Here is a 15,640-nt window from a genome sequence, read left to right on the forward strand (position 1 = left end):
GAACGACGAAGAATGACCCCTCACGAACCGCTCAAGCTGGTCGACAGCGTTCAGGCGATCAACTGGAACCGCATCCAGGACGACAAGGACCTCGAGGTCTGGAACCGCCTGGTGAACAACTTCTGGCTGCCCGAGAAGGTGCCGCTGTCCAACGACATCCAGTCGTGGAACACGCTGACGCCGGACGAGCAGACGCTCACGATGCGCGTCTTCACCGGTCTGACGCTGCTGGACACGATCCAGGGAACGGTCGGCGCCGTCTCACTGATCCCTGATGCGATCACCCCGCACGAGGAGGCCGTCTACACGAACATCGCGTTCATGGAGTCGGTGCACGCGAAGAGCTACTCGTCGATCTTCTCGACGCTGTGCTCGACGAAGGAGATCGACGAGGCGTTCCGCTGGTCGGTGGAGAACCCGAACCTTCAGAAGAAGGCTCAGATCGTCATGGACTACTACCGTGGCGATGAGCCACTCAAGCGCAAGATCGCTTCGACCCTGCTGGAGAGCTTCCTGTTCTACTCGGGCTTCTACCTGCCGATGCACTGGTCCAGCCGCGCGAAGCTCACGAATACGGCCGACCTCATCCGCCTGATCATCCGCGACGAGGCCGTGCACGGCTACTACATCGGCTATAAGTTCCAGCGCGGCCTCGAGACGGTCGACCAGGCCAAGCGGGACGAGCTCAAGGACTACACGTTCTCGCTGATGTACGAGCTCTACGACAACGAGGTGCAGTACACGCAGGACCTCTACGACGGCGTCGGTCTGACCGAGGACGTCAAGAAGTTCCTGCACTACAACGCGAACAAGGCGCTCATGAACCTCGGCTACGAGGCGATGTTCCCCTCCAGCGTCACCAACGTGAACCCGGCGATCCTGTCGGCGCTCTCGCCCAATGCCGACGAGAACCACGACTTCTTCTCGGGGTCGGGTTCGTCGTACGTCATCGGCAAGGCCGAGGCGACGGAGGACGACGACTGGGACTTCTGAGTCCGCTCCACCTGCACGACGGAGGGCCTGCGATCATGATCGCAGGCCCTCCGTCGTCTCAGATGCGCCCCCTCGCCTGCAGGAGCAGCGCGAAGGATGCCGGGAGCGAACGGACGAACGCCGCACGGCGTTCCGCAGCGTTCCGCCGTCGTGCTGCCAGAGCCTGCCGACGCTCCCAGCGCATCTCCCGGATCCGGTCACTGAACTCGCGGGCTTCGGCGGAGCTCATGGTGTCATTGCGCATGGGGTGTCCTCTCGTGTGCGAGGCCGCCGTCGGCGACCTCTTCGTCACCACCACGAACGGTCGGTGCGTGATTCGACACGGCCCGTCGAGAATTCCTTGCGATTTCTTTCCCGGCCCTGTCGAATCGAACCGGACGCGTTCGTGGTGTTGATGAGGGTCGCCCCACGTGCGATCGAGAGGAGCACGATGAGTGCACGGCAGAAGTTCCTGGTCATCCACATGACGGACCCCGCTGGCGCGGAATGGGATCCGAGCCTCGACGGCGCTCGGCTGCAGCGCTGGCTGGACTTCCGCGACGGGCCGGACGGCTGGGAGGCCAACGGCCAGACGGTCGCGGGTCCCGAGCAGGCGCGACGCATCACGGCGCACGGCGGTGACCTCGTCGTGACGGATGGCCCGTTCCCGGAGTTCGCGGAATGGTTCCTCGGTGTCGAATGGATCGAGGCCGCCGACATGGACGAGGCGACGCGGCTTCTCGCCGAGCATTCGACGGCGCGCATCGGCCGGATGTACGTCATCCCTGCGAGCGGCGCGTAAGTGATCGACCGGAGCCGCGCACCCGACGTCAACGCCGAGATCGCCCGCACGCATCGTGCGGAGTGGAGCGTGATCGTGGCCGGGCTCGCCCGCCGTTACGGAGATCTGGATCTCGCCGAGGAGACGGCCGCCGAGGCCTTCGTCACTGCGGTCGAGCGGTGGCCCGTCGACGGAGTGCCGCCGAACCCGGCCGCCTGGATCACCACCACCGCGCACCGCAAGGCGATCGACCGGCTGCGCCGCGAGGCCCGGCGCGACGACAAGCACAGGGAGGCGTTCATGCTGCAGGACGACTCACCCGCCGAGCCGATGGGCGTGATCGAGGATGATCGGCTGCGACTGATCTTCACCTGCTGCCACCCGGCGCTCTCGATCCAGGATCGTGTCGCGCTCACCCTGCGGATGGTCGGCGGACTCACCGTCGCGGAGATCGCTCGGGCCTTCCTCGTGCAGGAGAAGACGATGGGGCAGCGGATCAGCCGGGCCAAGGCGAAGATCAAGGCGGCTCGCGTTCCGTTCGTCCTGCCGGACAGTGAGGATGTGCAGCCGCGCGTGGCCGGCGTGCTCGCGGTGCTGTATCTGATCTTCAACGAGGGGTATTTCGCATCCGGAGGGAACGTCGACCCGATCCGACGGGACCTCACCGAGGAGGCGATTCGTCTTGCCCGGCTGGTGAGGACGCTTCTGCCCGCGGACTCTCCTGAGGATGCTGAGGCGACCGGCCTGCTGGCACTGATGTTGCTCACCCAGGCGCGCGCCGATGCTCGTCTCTCCGCCGATGGAGAACTCGTCCGGTTGGACGAGCAGGACCGCACGAGGTGGGATCGGACCCTCATCATGGAGGGCATCGCCCTCCTGGATGAGCCGCTGGACGCATCCGGGCGAGACATCCGGTCGCTGGGTCGTTATCAGCTCCTCGCTGCGATCAACGCCGTGCATGTGTCGGCGAGGCGGGCACAGGACACCGACTGGGCGCGGATCGTCGCGCTGTACGGTGCCCTCGAAACCATCGACCCGAGCCCGATCGTCCGCCTCAACCGCGCGATCGCGATCTCCGAGTACGACTCACCGGATGTCGCTCTCGCGATCGTCGACCAGCTCGCCGACGACCTCGACGACCACCACGCGTTCCACGCGACACGTGCCGAACTGCTGCAGTCCACGGGGCGGAGCGAAGCCGCACGTGCGGCATACGACCACGCGATCGCGCTGGCGGTCAACACTGCTGAACAGGCCCATCTTCTCCGCAGGCGCGATCTGCTCGCTGCGAGTACCACCACGGAGACCATCACCGACGATGAAGGAGCACTCTCATGACCCGCACGTACCTCGTCATCCATATGACCGATTCGCAGGGAACAGCCCTGCCCGAGTCAGAGGACCGTCAGAAGCTCGGCCAGTGGGCCGAACAGGGCAAGGCCGCCGGGATGCTCGGCCCCGGTGCCCCGGTGGCCGGGCCCGAGCAGGCGAAGTCCGTGGCGATCCGCGGGGGTGAACTGCTCTTCACGGACGGTCCATTCCCGGAGTTCACGGAGTGGTTCGCCGGTTACGACCTCATCGAGGCGGAATCGATGGATGAGGCAGCCGCCTACATGGCCGGGCACCCGACGGCGGTGGCGGGGCGGATGTACATCCTCCCGGTCGTCACGCTGCCGTGGGAGCAGCCGAGCGGGTCGGACGCGCCCTGAACCGCGATGTGGGCGTAGCGTGCTCTTCATGGGAACTCTCGAGTACAACAGCGCGCGCCCGGCGATCGGCGTGGATGATGACACCCTGGCGCATCTGAAGATCGTGATCGGGACGAAGCTGCGCAGGCAGGAGAGCTTCATGATGACCTGGCTTCCCGATGACCAGGACAAGACGGCGGGGCGGCTCACGATCTGGATGAACCCCAGCATTCCGCTGATCATCGCGTTCGACGGGCCGACGATGCCGCCCATCGACCCCAAGCGCATCGAACGCATGATGGAGGATCTGAACGGGCGCGGCGAACTGGTGCTCGATCAGCTCGGCTAGCTACTGCATGCCTGCCGGGGAAAGCAACCCCCTGCGACTCGTCGTCGATCGTGCGTAAGGTGATGCGCAGCGTCGTTCAGGCGCTCTCGCGGGGGCGGGAGCACTTTCGGGTCGGAACTTCCGCACGCCGGTGGCTCATCCATTCCTACCGATGGGTGGGCCGCTGGTCACTCACCAGCCGGATATCCCTGCCTCCGCAGCAGCCGCGCGAGATGCGCCGCGTTCGCCGCCGCGGTCGCCGTGGCCTGCGCGACCTTCTCGGGCGTCTCCGGCAGATCCTTGTAGTCGGTCGACTGCATCGCTTCGCCGTTCCAGTACACCGATCCCTGCGCCGGGATGCTGAAGCCGACATCGTCGAGCGCTTGGAACAGGACGGCGGCGATGTGATGAGCGCCGTCCTCGTTGCCCACGACGGCGGCCACCGCCACCTTGTCGAAGAGGATCGGGCGGCCCCGGGCATCGGTCTCGCCGAGCTCGGCGTCCAGCCTCTCGAGCACGCGCTGAGCGATGCTGGAGTGCTGTCCGAGCCACGTCGGCGTGGCGAGGACGACGATGTCGGCCGCGAGCACCTTCTCGCGCAGCGCCGGCCATTCGTCGTCCTCGCCCATGTCCGCCTTCACTCCGGGATGGATGCGGTGGTCCACGGCGCGGATGCGGTCGCCCGCCACATCATGTTCGGCGAGGGCCGTGAGGATCTGCTCGCCCAGAACCTCGGTGCTCGAATCCGAGGGCGACGGCTTGAGCGTGCAGTTGATCATGAGTGCGGTCAGTCCGGTATCCATGCCCGCACGTTATCCGCGTCCTCGCGCCCCGGCCCAGGGCCTTTCGCGCGCGCGAGGACTGCGCTAGCCGATGAGAAGACCGCGGCGCTCAGCACCGGCGGCGCAGGTGTGGCAGGGTCGGTGGCGAGGCCGAAGAGAAGGAGTGCGCGTGGAATCGAATCAGACCTCGCCGGGGAGCGGTGGCAGGTCCCCGGGCCGCACCCTGCTCGTCGGCTGCGGGAAGCTCGGGATCCAGGTCGGCGAGCGACTGATCGCCGACGGCCATGAGGTGCTGGCGATCCGTCGCACGGTCGGGGCGCTTCCCTCCGGGTTCCCCGCGATCGCCCAGGATCTCCGTGCCATCGCACCGCGCGACCTTCCGCGGTGCGAATCGGTCGTCATCACTCTGCCGCCGGACGCGCAGGACGGCGCCGGCGATCGTGGCACCTATGCCACGGCGCTCACCCATCTCGCCGAGGCTCTGCCGTCGCGCCCGACACGGGTGCTGTTCGTCTCCTCGACCCGGGTTCTCGAGGGCAAGGCGGGGCCGCGCCCTCTCACCGAGGCGGATGCTCCGGCTCCGGCCAGTGCTCGAGCACACGCTCTGCTGGAAGGGGAAGGGTTCGCCGCACGGCTGTTCGACGCCTGCATCATCCGCCCGGCCGGCATCTACGGGCCGGGCCGGGAGTCGGTGATCCGTCGCGTCCGCGCGCACGCGCCGGTGGACTACTCGCGGCGGACGAACCGCATCCACGAGCTCGATCTCGTCGACCTGCTGCACACGATGCTCCGCGCCGAGAACCCGCCGGCGCTCGTCCATGCCGTCGATCGTGCGCCGGTGCCGATGGGCGAGGTCGTGACCTTCATCGCGGACCGTCTCGGGATCGAGCGGCCCCCGCGCGCCACGCCGGAGAACGGCGGCGGAACCGTGCTGTGCGGCGACCTGATGCTCGACGTCGTCGGTGCACTCCGCTTTCCCTCGTTCCGGGAGGGGTACGCGCAGATGCTCAGCGGGTCCGACTGACGAACACGACGAAACGGGCGGCTCCTCGAGGAGAAGAGCCGCCCGCGTCGTGTCCTGTGCGCTACTTCCGGTTCTCCGCGTAGTACGCCAGCAGAGCCTTCGTGGAGGCATCCTGCGCTGCTACGGCGTCCGCATCGCCCGAGATCGCCGGAGCGATCTGCATGGCCAGTTGCTTGCCGAGCTCGACGCCCCACTGGTCGAACGAGTTGATGCCCCAGATCGTGCCCTGCGTGAACGTGATGTGCTCGTAGAGCGCGATGAGCTGACCGAGCACCTGCGGGGTGAGCGCCGGTGCGAAGATCGACGTCGTCGGACGGTTGCCGGCGAACGTGCGCGCAGCGACCAGCGCACCCGTCGTCCCCTCCGCCTCGACCTCGTCGGCGGTCTTGCCGAACGCGAGGGCCTTGGTCTGCGCGAGGAAGTTCGCCAGGAACAGCTCGTGCACGTCCTGCCCGCCGTCCTCGAGCGGGTACGCCGGGTTGACGAACGCGATGAAGTCCGCCGGGATGAGCCTCGTGCCCTGGTGGATGAGCTGGTAGAACGCGTGCTGGCCGTTCGTGCCCGGCTCGCCCCAGAACACCTCTCCGGTGTCGGTGGTGACCGGCGAGCCGTCCCAGCGGACGGACTTGCCGTTGGATTCCATCGTCAGCTGCTGCAGGTAGGCGGGGAAGCGGCTCAGTTGCTGCGCGTAGGGGAGCACGGCGTGCGACTGCGCGCCGAAGAAGTTCACGTACCAGACGTTGAGCAGGCCCATCAGCACGGGCACGTTCTCCGCCAGCGGCGTGGTGCGCACGTGCTCGTCGACGGCGTGGAACCCGTCGAGCAGGTCGCGGAACGCCTGCGGGCCGAAGACGATCGCGAGCGACAGGCCGATCGCGGAGTCGACCGAGTAGCGCCCGCCCACCCAGTCCCAGAACCCGAACGCGTTGGTCGGATCGATCCCGAAGGCGGCGACCTTGTCGAGGGCGGTCGAGACGGCCACGAAGTGGTGAGCCACGGCATCCGTGCGGGAGGGGTCGTCGTCGGCGATGGCACCGGATGCCGTGAGGCCGGCCCAGAGCCAATCGCGCGCGAGGCGGGCGTTGGTCAGGGTCTCCAGCGTGGTGAACGTCTTCGACGCGACGATGAACAGCGTGGTCTCCGGGTCGAGCCCCGCGGTCTTCTGCGCCAGGTCGGTCGGGTCGATGTTCGACACGAAGAGCGCCTGAATGCCGGCATCCGCGTACGGCTTCAGAGCCTCGTACACCATCACAGGGCCGAGGTCCGAGCCGCCGATGCCGATGTTGACGACGTGCGTGACCTTCTTGCCGGTCACACCGAGCCACTCGCCGGAGCGGACCCGGTCGGCGAAAGCGGAGAGCGCGTCGAGGACGCCGTGCACATCGGCATCCACATCCTGCCCGTCCACGACGAGCGCGGGGGAGGCGCCGGCCGGACGACGCAGCGCGGTGTGCAGCACCGCGCGGTCCTCGGTCGTGTTGATGTGAGCGCCGGAGAGCATCGCGGCGTAGCGGTCGGCGACGCCGGTCTGCTCGGCGAGGCGGAGGAGAGCGGCGAGAACGTCGTCGGTGACGAGGTTCTTCGACAGATCGACGTGCAGATCCGCGAGCGGCAGCGACAGCCGCTCCGCGCGGTGGGCATCCGCCGCGAACCAGCCGCGCAGATCGGCGGTGAACGAGGAATGGAGGGCGCTGAGCTCGGCCCAGGCCGTGGTCTTGGTGGGATCGATCGGTGCAGTCACGCCTCCACGGTAGCGCTGCGGCCTGTTTCGGTGTGCTCACATGACGCGAACACGACGTGTGAGGAGTTCGTCGGAGGCGAGCGACGGTAGGCTGTCAGACGGTACCGACGACAGGAGCTCCCGTGATCCTCAGCTTGATCTTCTTCATGATCCTCTTCCTCGCAGGATTCTGGCTGATGGGAATCTCGTTCGGCCTGCCCGAGTGGCAGGCGCTCGTATTCGTCAGCGGGCTGGCGCTGATCTGCATCGCCATGGCGTTCATGATGCGCCAGGGCCGCAACGGTGCGACGCGTCGCTCGAACAACTGGGACGGCGGACCCTCCGCGACCTGACATCGCGCGCGGCTTATCGCCGTTTCGCGAGCCGCATCTCCAGGTTCGCCTTCACGGCGGGCCACTCCGGTTCGATGATCGAGTACTCCACGCTGTCGCGCAGGGCTCCGTTGCGGTACCGCAGGACAGCCCGCATCACGCCGTCCTGTTTGGCGCCGAGACGTTCGATCGCCGTTCGCGACTGGAAGTTCACCCACTGGGTCGTCAGCCCCACCCGGAACACGCCGAGCTCCTCGAACGCGTGCCGCATGAGCAGGTACTTCGACTCCGCGTTCGTCCCGGTGCCGTGCGCAGACGGCCGGTTCCACGTGTAGCCGATGTGCAGTCGGGGAACGTCGGCGACGAGGTCGTAGAACGACGTGAGCCCGATGATGCGCCCCGAGGCGTCGAACGCCGTGAACGGCACCATCTCGCCGCGCTCCGCCATACCCAGGCGCTGCTCGATCGTCGCCGCCACCTCGCTCGGCTCGGGGACAGACGTGTACCACGCGGTCTTCCACAGCTCGCCCTCTTCCACGGCCTCGACCAGGCCGTCGTGGTGTGCCCGTTCGAGCGGTCGCAGTTCGACGAATCGGCCGGTGAGTGTGAGCGGGGATGGGGCGATGAGGAAGGCCATACGGTCATTCAACCAGCCCGATGCCGACGGTCCGCGCTAGCGTAGGACGCATGAAGACAGTGCCGTTCTCCACCGCATCCGCCCCCGCCGTCGTCGCCGGAATGATGCGGATCAATGACAAGGACGATGCCGAGATCCGCGCGCTGTACGACGCGGCCCGCGGCGCCGGCGCCGATTTCTTCGATCACGCCGACATCTACGGCGGACGCATGCACGCGTGCGAAGAGCGCTTCGCGTCGGCGCTGCAGCTGTCCGCCGCAGAGCGCGACGAGATCACGATCCAGACCAAGTGCGGCATCGTCCCGGCCGAAGGCGCCTACGACTTCTCGTACGAGCACATCATGCGCCAGGTCGACGGTTCGCTCGCCGCGTTGCGCACGGATCGCGTCGACGTCCTGCTGCTGCATCGTCCGGATGCCCTCGTCGAGCCGGCAGAGGTCGCGAGAGCGTTCGACGAACTCGAATCGGCGGGCAAGGTCCGCGCGTTCGGCGTTTCCAATCACACGCCGCGGCAGATCGATCTCCTGCGGACGGCCGTGTCCCAGCCGTTCGTCGCGAACCAGCTGCAGCTCTCGCTCACTCACGCATCGATGATCGCCGGCCCCATCGCGGCGAATCGCGAGGCCACAGAGCAGAGCATCACGCGCGACGGCGGGGGCATCCTGGAGTACTGCCGCACGAACGGCATCACCGTCCAGGCATGGTCGCCGATGCAGGCCGGTGGCGGTCTCGGACCCTTCATCGGCAACACCGCCTACCCCGAGCTGAACGCTGCGCTCGACCGCATCGCCGCGGCGCACGACAGCACGCCGACCGGCATCGCGGTCGCATGGATCACCCGGCACCCCGCGCCGATGCAGGTCGTGATGGGCACCACGACGCCCGAGCGCCTCGTCGCCGCAGCGCAGGGATCCGATGTGCAGCTCAGCCGCGCGGAATGGTACGAGCTCTACCGGGCGGCGGGGCATCTGCTGCCCTGACCGGCGGCTGGTCGTCTACCCTGTTCTCATGCCGTTCCTCTTCATGCTGCTGACGATCGCGCTGATGATCGGCGCGCTGATCGACATCATCACGCGCGACGACTCGCGGGTGCGGTTCCTGCCCAAGATGGTCTGGCTCATCATCGTCATCCTGCTGCCGCTCATCGGCAGCGTCCTGTGGTTCGTCCTCGGCCGAGAGTACGACTCGCAGGGGGTCTCGATGCCCAGGATGCCGCGGCGACAGCGCGCGAGTCAGCCGCCGTCCCCTCAGACGGCGGCGCCGACGGTGCCGATGGACACCCGGACGACCGAGCAGCAGATCGCCGATCTCGACCGGGAGATCGAGGAATGGCGGCTGCGTGAAGAGATCGAGAAGCGCAAGCAGGACCGCGGCGAGGCCTGAGCGCGCTCAGCTCGCGATGCGCTCCCGATCGAACGATTCCTGCAGCGCGTCCTCCAGCGTCGGGTAGCGGAACGCGTACCCCGCAGCGGTGAGCTTTTCGGGCATCACCCAGCGGCTCTTGAGGATCAGCTCGGTCTCGGTGCGGATGCCGATGGCGCCGAGCTCCAGCATCCACCGCGGCATGGGCGGACCGAACCGCACCCCGAGCACCTCGCGCACGGTGGCCATGAATGTCGTGTTGTCCACCGGATTCGGGGACGAGGCGTTCACGGGACCGTCCAGCTCCGGGTGGTCCTCGAGGAAGTCGATGATGCCCGCGACGTCGTCGACGTGCACCCAGCTGAACCGCTGTCGGCCTCGCCGCGCGCCCAGGACGTGGGCGGTGCCGGCCTCACGTCGGCGCGCACTCACCGGCCATCGGCCGTCGTACTGAGCGCCACCCAGGCCGAGGCGCGCCAGCGAGCGCAGCGGACCGAGCACGCCGCCGTGCCCCAGCACGATCGCGCTGCGCAGGGCCACACGCCGCGTCGCGGGAAGATCGGCGGCGAACAGCGCCCGCTCCCATGCCTTCGCGATCTCGACGGAGAACCCCGTGCCGATCTCGCCGGTCGACTCGGTCATCGGCCGGTCTTCGGCGTGCCGGTAGATCGTCGCGGTCGACGAGTTCACCCAGAGCGCCGGCGGGTTCACGGCGCGGGAGATCGCGTCGCTCAGAGCGGCGGTCGTCTCGAGCCGGGAGGAGAAGATCTCGGCGCGGTTCGCCGGCGTGTACCGGCAGTTGACGCTCTTGCCCGCCAGACCGATCACGAGCGCGGCGCCGTCGACCGCGGCGTCGATGCCTGGCTGGTCCGCCCACGCGAGGTCGGCGCCCGAGCGCGAGACGGTGACCACGTCGCGGCCCTCGGCCCGGTACTTCGCGGTCAGGTGGCGCCCCATGAATCCCGACGATCCGCCGATGACGACACGGCCCGCGCTCATGCTTCCTCCTCGATCCGGTAGCTGAAGGTGCCGACGTACTCGTAGATGCGGCCGATCACCGGTGCGTCGATCGTCAGCTCGATGCGCTGGAGGCCGGTGTCCGCATCCAGGCCCTCCCGCAGCCGGATGCGGGGGATCAGCCGACCCGAGACTCGGGGGCGAAGGCGGCCGAGGCGCATGCCGATCGCGCGACTCGTGAGGCGCAGCGCGCCCGCATCGGTCGCGACATCGAAGCTCGCCGCCACCAGAGGCGGTTCGCCCAGCTCATCGACGAGTCGGCCGTGCGGCTTCAGGGCCACGGCATCCCGCATCACCCAGTCGCCTTCGGGGAGCAAGAAGGTGCGCTCGGAGATCGCGCGACCCGCGATCGTGCGGTTCTCGATGCGGAACGGCACGTCGGTGTACCAGCCGGCGATGACGATTCCACGGCGCTGCAGGCGACGCATCAGCGGCAGCAGCCACCGGTGCCGCGTGCCGACGCGCTCGAACACGCCTTCGCCGATGCCGACGTGCCCCTCGGGGACCGCCGCGAAGTAGCGCTGCGTCGGCGGATCCAGCAGAGGCAGCCGCGACCCCAGCGCTCGTGCGTACGGGGACGTCGAGGGGTGCCTCATGATTCGAGCGTACTCGGACCGATCGTGCGTCAGCGCTCCCGCAGCCGGACCAGCCGCTCGTGACCGGTCTCCTCGAGCTCCGTGATCGCGTCACGGGACTTCAGGAAGTCGGAGAACGACCGGTATCCGAGCGCCTTCTCGCTGAAGGACGGGTCCATGCGGCGCATATGGGTCTTCACCGCCGAGCTGTGCAGCCACTCGTCGGCATCCGCCTTGTCGTGCCCGAGGCGCAGCGCGCGCTCGAGCAGCCGCGTCGCCTCCTCCTGCTCGGTCAGGGGCGGGGCCTCCGGCTCCACGGTTTTCGGGGCCTTTCGCGAGCGCGATCGGGTGGGCTTCGTTTTCGCGGGGGCACCGGCTGCGGCATCCGTGTCGGCCGCGGCATCCGGCTCGACGACGGGCACAGGCTCCGGGGCGGGTTCGGCAGCCTTGGGCGCGGGCCGGACGACACCGGGAAGCGAGTCGTAGGCTTCGAACTCGTCGCAGGCGGCCGCCAGCGACTTCGCGGTGGACCCGGCGACTCCGACGCCGATGACGTAGCGACCCAGCCGCTTGCAGCGCTGGGCGAGCGGCACGTAGTCGCTGTCGCCGGCCACGATCACGACATGCGTGAGGTCGGGGAGGCGGAACATGTCCTCGACCGCATCCACGGCGAGACGGATGTCCGCACCGTTCTTCGCGTACGCGGCCGCGGGGAACAGCTGGACGAGATCGACGGCGCGGGCGACCAGCTGCGACCGGTACACCGCATTCACCGGCGAGGACCAGTCCGCGTAGGCGCGCGTGAGGACGAGGGTCCCGAAGGACGCCGCGTAGTCGATGATCGCGCCGACCTCGATCATCGCCCGCTTCAGGCGTTCGGCGACCTCCGGGTCGTTCGGGTTCTCGGTGATGCGCTGGCGGTCCTTGCCGTAGGCGTTGCGGCCGTGAACGCGGTCGTACCAGGAGATGACGATGTTGTCGAAGTCCAGGTAGACGGCGACGCGGGTGTCCTGCGGTTCGGCCATCGTGTCATCCCTCGTTCGGGTACCGCACGCCGATCTGGGCGCGGATCTCATCCAGTGTGCCCATGATCGCGGCACTCTCGGCGACCGGGAGGACGTCCCCCTCGATCGTTCCGCTCGTCACGAGCCGTTCGGCCGCGAGCGCCTGGTACTGCATGCCGCGGCCGGTCACCTCCGAGACGTAGTTCTCGCGGACCGTGCCATCCGGCCCGACCACGCGGAACGACGTCGGGGTGTACCAGACCCGGTCGATGTCGATGCGCGCCTCGGTGCCGATGATGGATGCCGTGTTCGGCCCCGCTCCACGGGCCGATGACAGGCTCGTCGACACCGCGCCGCCGGCATGGGTCATGACGGTGGCGACCTCGGCATCCGCTCCGGAGTCGCCCAACCGCGCGACGGCCTTGATGGTCTCCGGCGCGCCGAGGATGTCCCAGATGAACGAGATCGGGTAGATGCCGAGATCCAGCAGGGCGCCGCCGCCGAGTTCGAGCGCATTCAGACGGTGGGACGGGTCGGAGGTGATCAGCTGCGTGTGGTCGGCCGTGACCGCGCGGATCTCGCCGAGCGCGCCGTCCGCGATCAGCTCGCGGATGCGGATCATGTGCGGCAGGTACCGCGTCCACATGGCCTCCATGATGAGGAGACCCTTCTCGGCGGCGAGCGTCCGCAGGTCCTCCGCCTCGGCGCGGGTGACCGTGAACGCCTTCTCGACGAGCGCGTGCTTGCCGTGTTCGAGGGCGAGACGGGCATCCGCGTGATGCATCGGGTGGGGCGTCGCGACGTAGATGATGTCGACGTCGGGGTCGGCAGCCAGCGCTTCGTACGAGCCGTGTGCGCGCGGGATGTCGAAGCGCGCGGCGAACGCATCGGCCGATTCCTGCGATCGCGAGCCGACCGCGACGAGATCGAGGCCTTCTGTGCGGAGGTCGGCGGCGAATGAGGCGGCGATGCCGCCAGTGGCGAGGATTCCCCAGCGCAGTCCGGTCATGCCCCCAGCGTACCGGCCGCCTCGGACCCGGCGTCCCGTCAGAGGAGGGCCAGCGCCTGATCCAGATCGGCGATGAGGTCGCCCGGATCCTCGAGGCCCGCGGAGAACCGGATCGTGTTCAGCGAGATGCCGGCCGCCACCCGCTGGGCGGGGGTCAGATGGGAATGCGTCATGGATGCCGGGTGGGCGACCATGCTGCGCGCATCGCCGATGTTCGCGATCAGGCGGACGACCGCGAGACCATCGATCACCGTGGCCGCACGTGCGTGCGCTGCCGGGTCCTCATCGCCGGCGATATCGCCCGCGAGGTCGAACGAGAACACCGACGGCACGCCGCGGGGCAGGTACCGCTGGGCGAGCGCGTTCCACGGGTTGCCCGCGAGGCCGGGGTGGTGGACGGCCGCGACCTTCGGATGCTGTGCCAGGTGCTGGGCGACGGTCAACGCCGTCGCCGACTGACGGCACACCCGCAGATCGAGCGTCTCGATGCCCTGCAGGATCTGCCAGGCGTTGAAGGGCGACAGCGAAGGACCGAGATCGTGGACGTACTTCGACTTCACGAGGGCGCCGAACGCGAAGCCCTGGCCGAAGCGCTCCCACAGCACGAGTCCGGGCACGCGCTTGTACTCGGCGGTGAAATGCGGCCACCGCTCTGGCTGCGCGCCGAAATCGAAAGTGCCCTGATCGACGACCACGCCGCCGAGCGAGGTGCCGTGGCCGGAGAGGAACTTGGTCGCGGAGTGCACGACGAAGTCGGCGCCGTGCTCGCCGGGGCGCACGAGGTAGGGCGTCCCGACCGTGTTGTCGATCACGAGCGGGACACCGGCTTCGTGCGCGATGTCGGCGACCAGCCGGATGTCGAGCACCTGGGCGATCGGGTTGGCGACGGACTCGGCGAACAGCACCCTGGTGTCCGGACGGATTGCCGCGCGCCAGGCATCCGCGTCGTCCTGATCGACGAACGTCACAGGGATGCCGAAGTCGTCGAACGTGTCCTGAAGCAGGTCGACCGTACCGCCGTAGAGCTGGTCTGCGGCGACGATGTGCCCGCCGCGACCCGCGAGAGCGAGCAGGGTGACCGCGACGGCCGCCTGACCGGAGGCGACGGCCACCGCAGAGACGCCGCCTTCGAGGGCGGCGACGCGGTCCTCGAGTACCTGCTGGGTGGGGCTGGCGTTGCGGCTGTACAGGTTGCCCGCCTTGCGGAGCGCGAACAGATCTGCGGCATCCGCCAGCGAGGCGAACTGGAACGCGGCGGTCTGGTAGATCGGCGGAACGGCGCTGTTCTGCGGGGTGCCGGGGACATAGCCGGCCTGGATCTGCCTGGTGGCGAATGCGGTCGAGCCTGGCTCGGCGGAAGCGGTCATCCGTCCATTGTCCCGGCGAGCCGCGCGCGTCTGCGTGCGTGTGTCGAAGTATTGCGTCAGGCCGGACTGCCGGGGTCAGAGGGCGGGCATCAGGGGGTCAGGATGATCTTGCCGCGCGCGGCATGCTCTTCGATCAGCTCGTGGGCGCGGGCCGCGTCGGCGAGCGGAAGCTCCGGACCGAGCTCGATCTGGAAGTCGCCGTCGGCGAGCAGCTCGATCGCCAGCGGTACGGCCTCGGCGCGCCACGCCAGTTCCTCGGCGGTCAGCGGCTGCGGCGCACCCCCGCTGAAGGCCTTGATGCCGAGTGCGGCGGCATCGGGACCGCGCACGATCGTCGCGATGCGCTCCTGATCGGCGACCAGCTGCTTCGATACCGTGATCGCCTCGTCCGTGCCGATGCAGTCCAGTGCAGCGGTGACGCCCGTCGGCGCCGCCTCGCGGACGCGGTCGGCGAGGCCGTCGCCGTATGCCACGGGGATCGCTCCGAGCTCGCGCAACTGCGCATGACGGGCGGGGCTGCCTGTCGCGATGACCGTGGCACCCCTCGCGACGGCGAACTGGATCGCAGCCTGCCCGACGGCACCGGACCCGGCATGGATCAGCAGGGTGTCGCCGGCGTCGACGCCCAGCGATCGCACGCACTGGTACGCCGTGCCGATCGGGATGCCCAGACTCGCGCCCTCTTCGGCGGTGACGGCATCCGGCAGCGGAGACAGGCGCTCCGCCCGGACGGCGAGGTGCGTCGCGTAGGTTCCGACCGTGTCGCGGATCGCGACGCGGTCGCCGACGGCGTATCCGGTGACGCCGTCTCCGAGCGTCTCGATGGTGCCCGCGCCGTCGAAGCCGAGACGTCGAGGTTCGGTGATGGGCGGCGACGGGCGAGCGCCGCGGCGCAGCTTAGCGTCCAGCGGATTGACTCCGGCTGCTTCGATCCGCACCACGACCTCGCCGGGGCCGGCGACGGGATCAGGGATCTCGATCAGGTCCAGGACGTCGGGGGTGCCGATTTCGGTGTAGACGATCGCGCGTGCCATGCGGCCAG

General features: G+C 68.6%; 19 protein-coding genes. 9 read left to right on the top strand and 10 right to left on the bottom strand.

Annotation, left to right across the window (positions count from 1 at the left end):
* The first annotated feature begins 12 nt into the window (after positions 1-12).
* Entirely contained in the window at positions 13-993 is a 981-nt protein-coding gene (gene nrdF / locus ACWAT3_RS08195) for a class 1b ribonucleoside-diphosphate reductase subunit beta (protein WP_460797419.1), read from the top strand.
* A gap of 58 nt (positions 994-1,051) precedes the next feature.
* Here nrdF and ACWAT3_RS08200 read toward each other — a convergent pair whose 3' ends face one another.
* Entirely contained in the window at positions 1,052-1,237 is a 186-nt protein-coding gene (locus ACWAT3_RS08200) for a hypothetical protein (RefSeq protein ID WP_460797421.1), read from the bottom strand.
* A 186-nt stretch (positions 1,238-1,423) separates the two neighbouring features.
* Here ACWAT3_RS08200 and ACWAT3_RS08205 point away from each other — a divergent pair, with 186 nt between their 5' ends.
* Genes ACWAT3_RS08205 through ACWAT3_RS08220 form a run of 4 tightly spaced genes read left to right on the top strand, consistent with a single transcriptional unit; the run spans position 1,424 to position 3,790 of the window.
* A complete protein-coding gene (locus tag ACWAT3_RS08205) occupies positions 1,424-1,774 on the top strand; it encodes a YciI family protein (protein ID WP_460797423.1) in 351 nt (116 codons plus the stop codon).
* Positions 1,775-3,091 carry an RNA polymerase sigma factor gene (locus ACWAT3_RS08210; protein WP_460797425.1) on the top strand — a complete coding sequence of 439 codons (1,317 nt, stop codon included), beginning with the start codon at positions 1,775-1,777 and terminating at the stop codon, positions 3,089-3,091. It begins immediately after the preceding gene.
* On the top strand, positions 3,088-3,462 hold the full coding sequence (locus ACWAT3_RS08215; protein ID WP_460797427.1) for a YciI family protein: 375 nt from the start codon (positions 3,088-3,090) through the stop codon (positions 3,460-3,462). Before ACWAT3_RS08210 ends, ACWAT3_RS08215 begins: the two co-directional genes overlap by 4 nt.
* 28 nt (positions 3,463-3,490) lie before the next feature.
* Positions 3,491-3,790, top strand: coding sequence for a DUF7882 family protein (locus tag ACWAT3_RS08220; protein ID WP_460797429.1), 300 nt, complete (start codon positions 3,491-3,493; stop codon positions 3,788-3,790).
* A 167-nt stretch (positions 3,791-3,957) separates the two neighbouring features.
* On the opposite strand, the gene ACWAT3_RS08225 is transcribed toward ACWAT3_RS08220, so the two are convergent.
* The gene (locus tag ACWAT3_RS08225) at positions 3,958-4,572 is read right to left on the bottom strand and encodes a flavodoxin family protein (protein ID WP_460797431.1); all 615 of its coding nucleotides are present in this window, start codon (positions 4,570-4,572) and stop codon (positions 3,958-3,960) included.
* A gap of 148 nt (positions 4,573-4,720) precedes the next feature.
* Here ACWAT3_RS08225 and ACWAT3_RS08230 point away from each other — a divergent pair, with 148 nt between their 5' ends.
* Positions 4,721-5,575 carry a Rossmann-fold NAD(P)-binding domain-containing protein gene (locus ACWAT3_RS08230; protein WP_460797433.1) on the top strand — a complete coding sequence of 285 codons (855 nt, stop codon included), beginning with the start codon at positions 4,721-4,723 and terminating at the stop codon, positions 5,573-5,575.
* A 61-nt stretch (positions 5,576-5,636) separates the two neighbouring features.
* On the opposite strand, the gene pgi is transcribed toward ACWAT3_RS08230, so the two are convergent.
* A complete protein-coding gene (gene pgi / locus ACWAT3_RS08235; RefSeq protein ID WP_460797435.1) occupies positions 5,637-7,316 on the bottom strand; it encodes a glucose-6-phosphate isomerase in 1,680 nt (559 codons plus the stop codon).
* A gap of 122 nt (positions 7,317-7,438) precedes the next feature.
* Between pgi and ACWAT3_RS08240 the strand changes: the two genes are divergently transcribed.
* Entirely contained in the window at positions 7,439-7,648 is a 210-nt protein-coding gene (locus ACWAT3_RS08240) for a hypothetical protein (protein ID WP_460797437.1), read from the top strand.
* A 13-nt stretch (positions 7,649-7,661) separates the two neighbouring features.
* Here ACWAT3_RS08240 and ACWAT3_RS08245 read toward each other — a convergent pair whose 3' ends face one another.
* Positions 7,662-8,264 carry a GNAT family N-acetyltransferase gene (locus tag ACWAT3_RS08245; RefSeq protein WP_460797439.1) on the bottom strand — a complete coding sequence of 201 codons (603 nt, stop codon included), beginning with the start codon at positions 8,262-8,264 and terminating at the stop codon, positions 7,662-7,664.
* 50 nt (positions 8,265-8,314) lie between these two features.
* Between ACWAT3_RS08245 and ACWAT3_RS08250 the strand changes: the two genes are divergently transcribed.
* Together ACWAT3_RS08250 and ACWAT3_RS08255 are read left to right on the top strand one after the other, a co-directional pair.
* Positions 8,315-9,244 carry an aldo/keto reductase gene (locus ACWAT3_RS08250; RefSeq protein ID WP_460797441.1) on the top strand — a complete coding sequence of 310 codons (930 nt, stop codon included), beginning with the start codon at positions 8,315-8,317 and terminating at the stop codon, positions 9,242-9,244.
* 28 nt (positions 9,245-9,272) lie between these two features.
* Complete coding sequence (locus ACWAT3_RS08255) at positions 9,273-9,647, top strand: PLDc N-terminal domain-containing protein (RefSeq protein ID WP_460797443.1); 375 nt, start codon at positions 9,273-9,275, stop codon at positions 9,645-9,647.
* Between the two features lie 6 nt (positions 9,648-9,653).
* Here the strand turns inward: ACWAT3_RS08255 and ACWAT3_RS08260 are convergent, their stop codons facing one another.
* The 6 genes from ACWAT3_RS08260 to ACWAT3_RS08285 all read right to left on the bottom strand — a co-directional run bounded on the left by ACWAT3_RS08260 (position 9,654) and on the right by ACWAT3_RS08285 (position 15,632).
* Complete coding sequence (locus ACWAT3_RS08260; protein ID WP_460797445.1) at positions 9,654-10,625, bottom strand: epimerase; 972 nt, start codon at positions 10,623-10,625, stop codon at positions 9,654-9,656.
* Positions 10,622-11,239, bottom strand: a complete 618-nt coding sequence (locus tag ACWAT3_RS08265; protein ID WP_460797448.1) for a DUF4166 domain-containing protein — start codon at positions 11,237-11,239, stop codon at positions 10,622-10,624. The genes ACWAT3_RS08260 and ACWAT3_RS08265 overlap by 4 nt, the downstream gene beginning before the upstream one ends.
* Before the next feature lie 29 nt (positions 11,240-11,268).
* A complete protein-coding gene (locus ACWAT3_RS08270) occupies positions 11,269-12,243 on the bottom strand; it encodes an NYN domain-containing protein (protein WP_460797450.1) in 975 nt (324 codons plus the stop codon).
* 4 nt (positions 12,244-12,247) lie between these two features.
* A complete protein-coding gene (locus tag ACWAT3_RS08275) occupies positions 12,248-13,231 on the bottom strand; it encodes a Gfo/Idh/MocA family protein (RefSeq protein WP_460797452.1) in 984 nt (327 codons plus the stop codon).
* Positions 13,232-13,269: 38 nt separating this feature from the next.
* Positions 13,270-14,598 (bottom strand): O-acetylhomoserine aminocarboxypropyltransferase/cysteine synthase family protein, encoded by a 1,329-nt coding sequence (locus ACWAT3_RS08280; protein ID WP_460797454.1) that lies wholly within the window; start codon positions 14,596-14,598, stop codon positions 13,270-13,272.
* A gap of 89 nt (positions 14,599-14,687) precedes the next feature.
* A complete protein-coding gene (locus tag ACWAT3_RS08285) occupies positions 14,688-15,632 on the bottom strand; it encodes a quinone oxidoreductase family protein (RefSeq protein WP_460797456.1) in 945 nt (314 codons plus the stop codon).
* Between the last annotated feature and the right edge of the window lie 8 nt (positions 15,633-15,640).

Source organism: Microbacterium sp. GXF0217 (assembly GCF_054798195.1).

Bases quoted from the DNA above. Each gene is read 5' to 3' on its own strand.
- nrdF (WP_460797419.1), top strand. From the start codon at position 13: ATGACCCCTCACGAACCGCTCAAGCTGGTCGACAGCGTTCAGGCGATC.
- ACWAT3_RS08200 (WP_460797421.1), bottom strand. From the start codon at position 1,237: ATGCGCAATGACACCATGAGCTCCGCCGAAGCCCGCGAGTTCAGTGAC.
- ACWAT3_RS08205 (WP_460797423.1), top strand. From the start codon at position 1,424: ATGAGTGCACGGCAGAAGTTCCTGGTCATCCACATGACGGACCCCGCT.
- ACWAT3_RS08215 (WP_460797427.1), top strand. From the start codon at position 3,088: ATGACCCGCACGTACCTCGTCATCCATATGACCGATTCGCAGGGAACA.
- ACWAT3_RS08220 (WP_460797429.1), top strand. From the start codon at position 3,491: ATGGGAACTCTCGAGTACAACAGCGCGCGCCCGGCGATCGGCGTGGAT.
- ACWAT3_RS08225 (WP_460797431.1), bottom strand. From the start codon at position 4,572: ATGGATACCGGACTGACCGCACTCATGATCAACTGCACGCTCAAGCCG.
- ACWAT3_RS08245 (WP_460797439.1), bottom strand. From the start codon at position 8,264: ATGGCCTTCCTCATCGCCCCATCCCCGCTCACACTCACCGGCCGATTC.
- ACWAT3_RS08250 (WP_460797441.1), top strand. From the start codon at position 8,315: ATGAAGACAGTGCCGTTCTCCACCGCATCCGCCCCCGCCGTCGTCGCC.
- ACWAT3_RS08255 (WP_460797443.1), top strand. From the start codon at position 9,273: ATGCCGTTCCTCTTCATGCTGCTGACGATCGCGCTGATGATCGGCGCG.
- ACWAT3_RS08260 (WP_460797445.1), bottom strand. From the start codon at position 10,625: ATGAGCGCGGGCCGTGTCGTCATCGGCGGATCGTCGGGATTCATGGGG.
- ACWAT3_RS08265 (WP_460797448.1), bottom strand. From the start codon at position 11,239: ATGAGGCACCCCTCGACGTCCCCGTACGCACGAGCGCTGGGGTCGCGG.
- ACWAT3_RS08270 (WP_460797450.1), bottom strand. From the start codon at position 12,243: ATGGCCGAACCGCAGGACACCCGCGTCGCCGTCTACCTGGACTTCGAC.
- ACWAT3_RS08275 (WP_460797452.1), bottom strand. From the start codon at position 13,231: ATGACCGGACTGCGCTGGGGAATCCTCGCCACTGGCGGCATCGCCGCC.
- ACWAT3_RS08280 (WP_460797454.1), bottom strand. From the start codon at position 14,598: ATGACCGCTTCCGCCGAGCCAGGCTCGACCGCATTCGCCACCAGGCAG.
- ACWAT3_RS08285 (WP_460797456.1), bottom strand. From the start codon at position 15,632: ATGGCACGCGCGATCGTCTACACCGAAATCGGCACCCCCGACGTCCTG.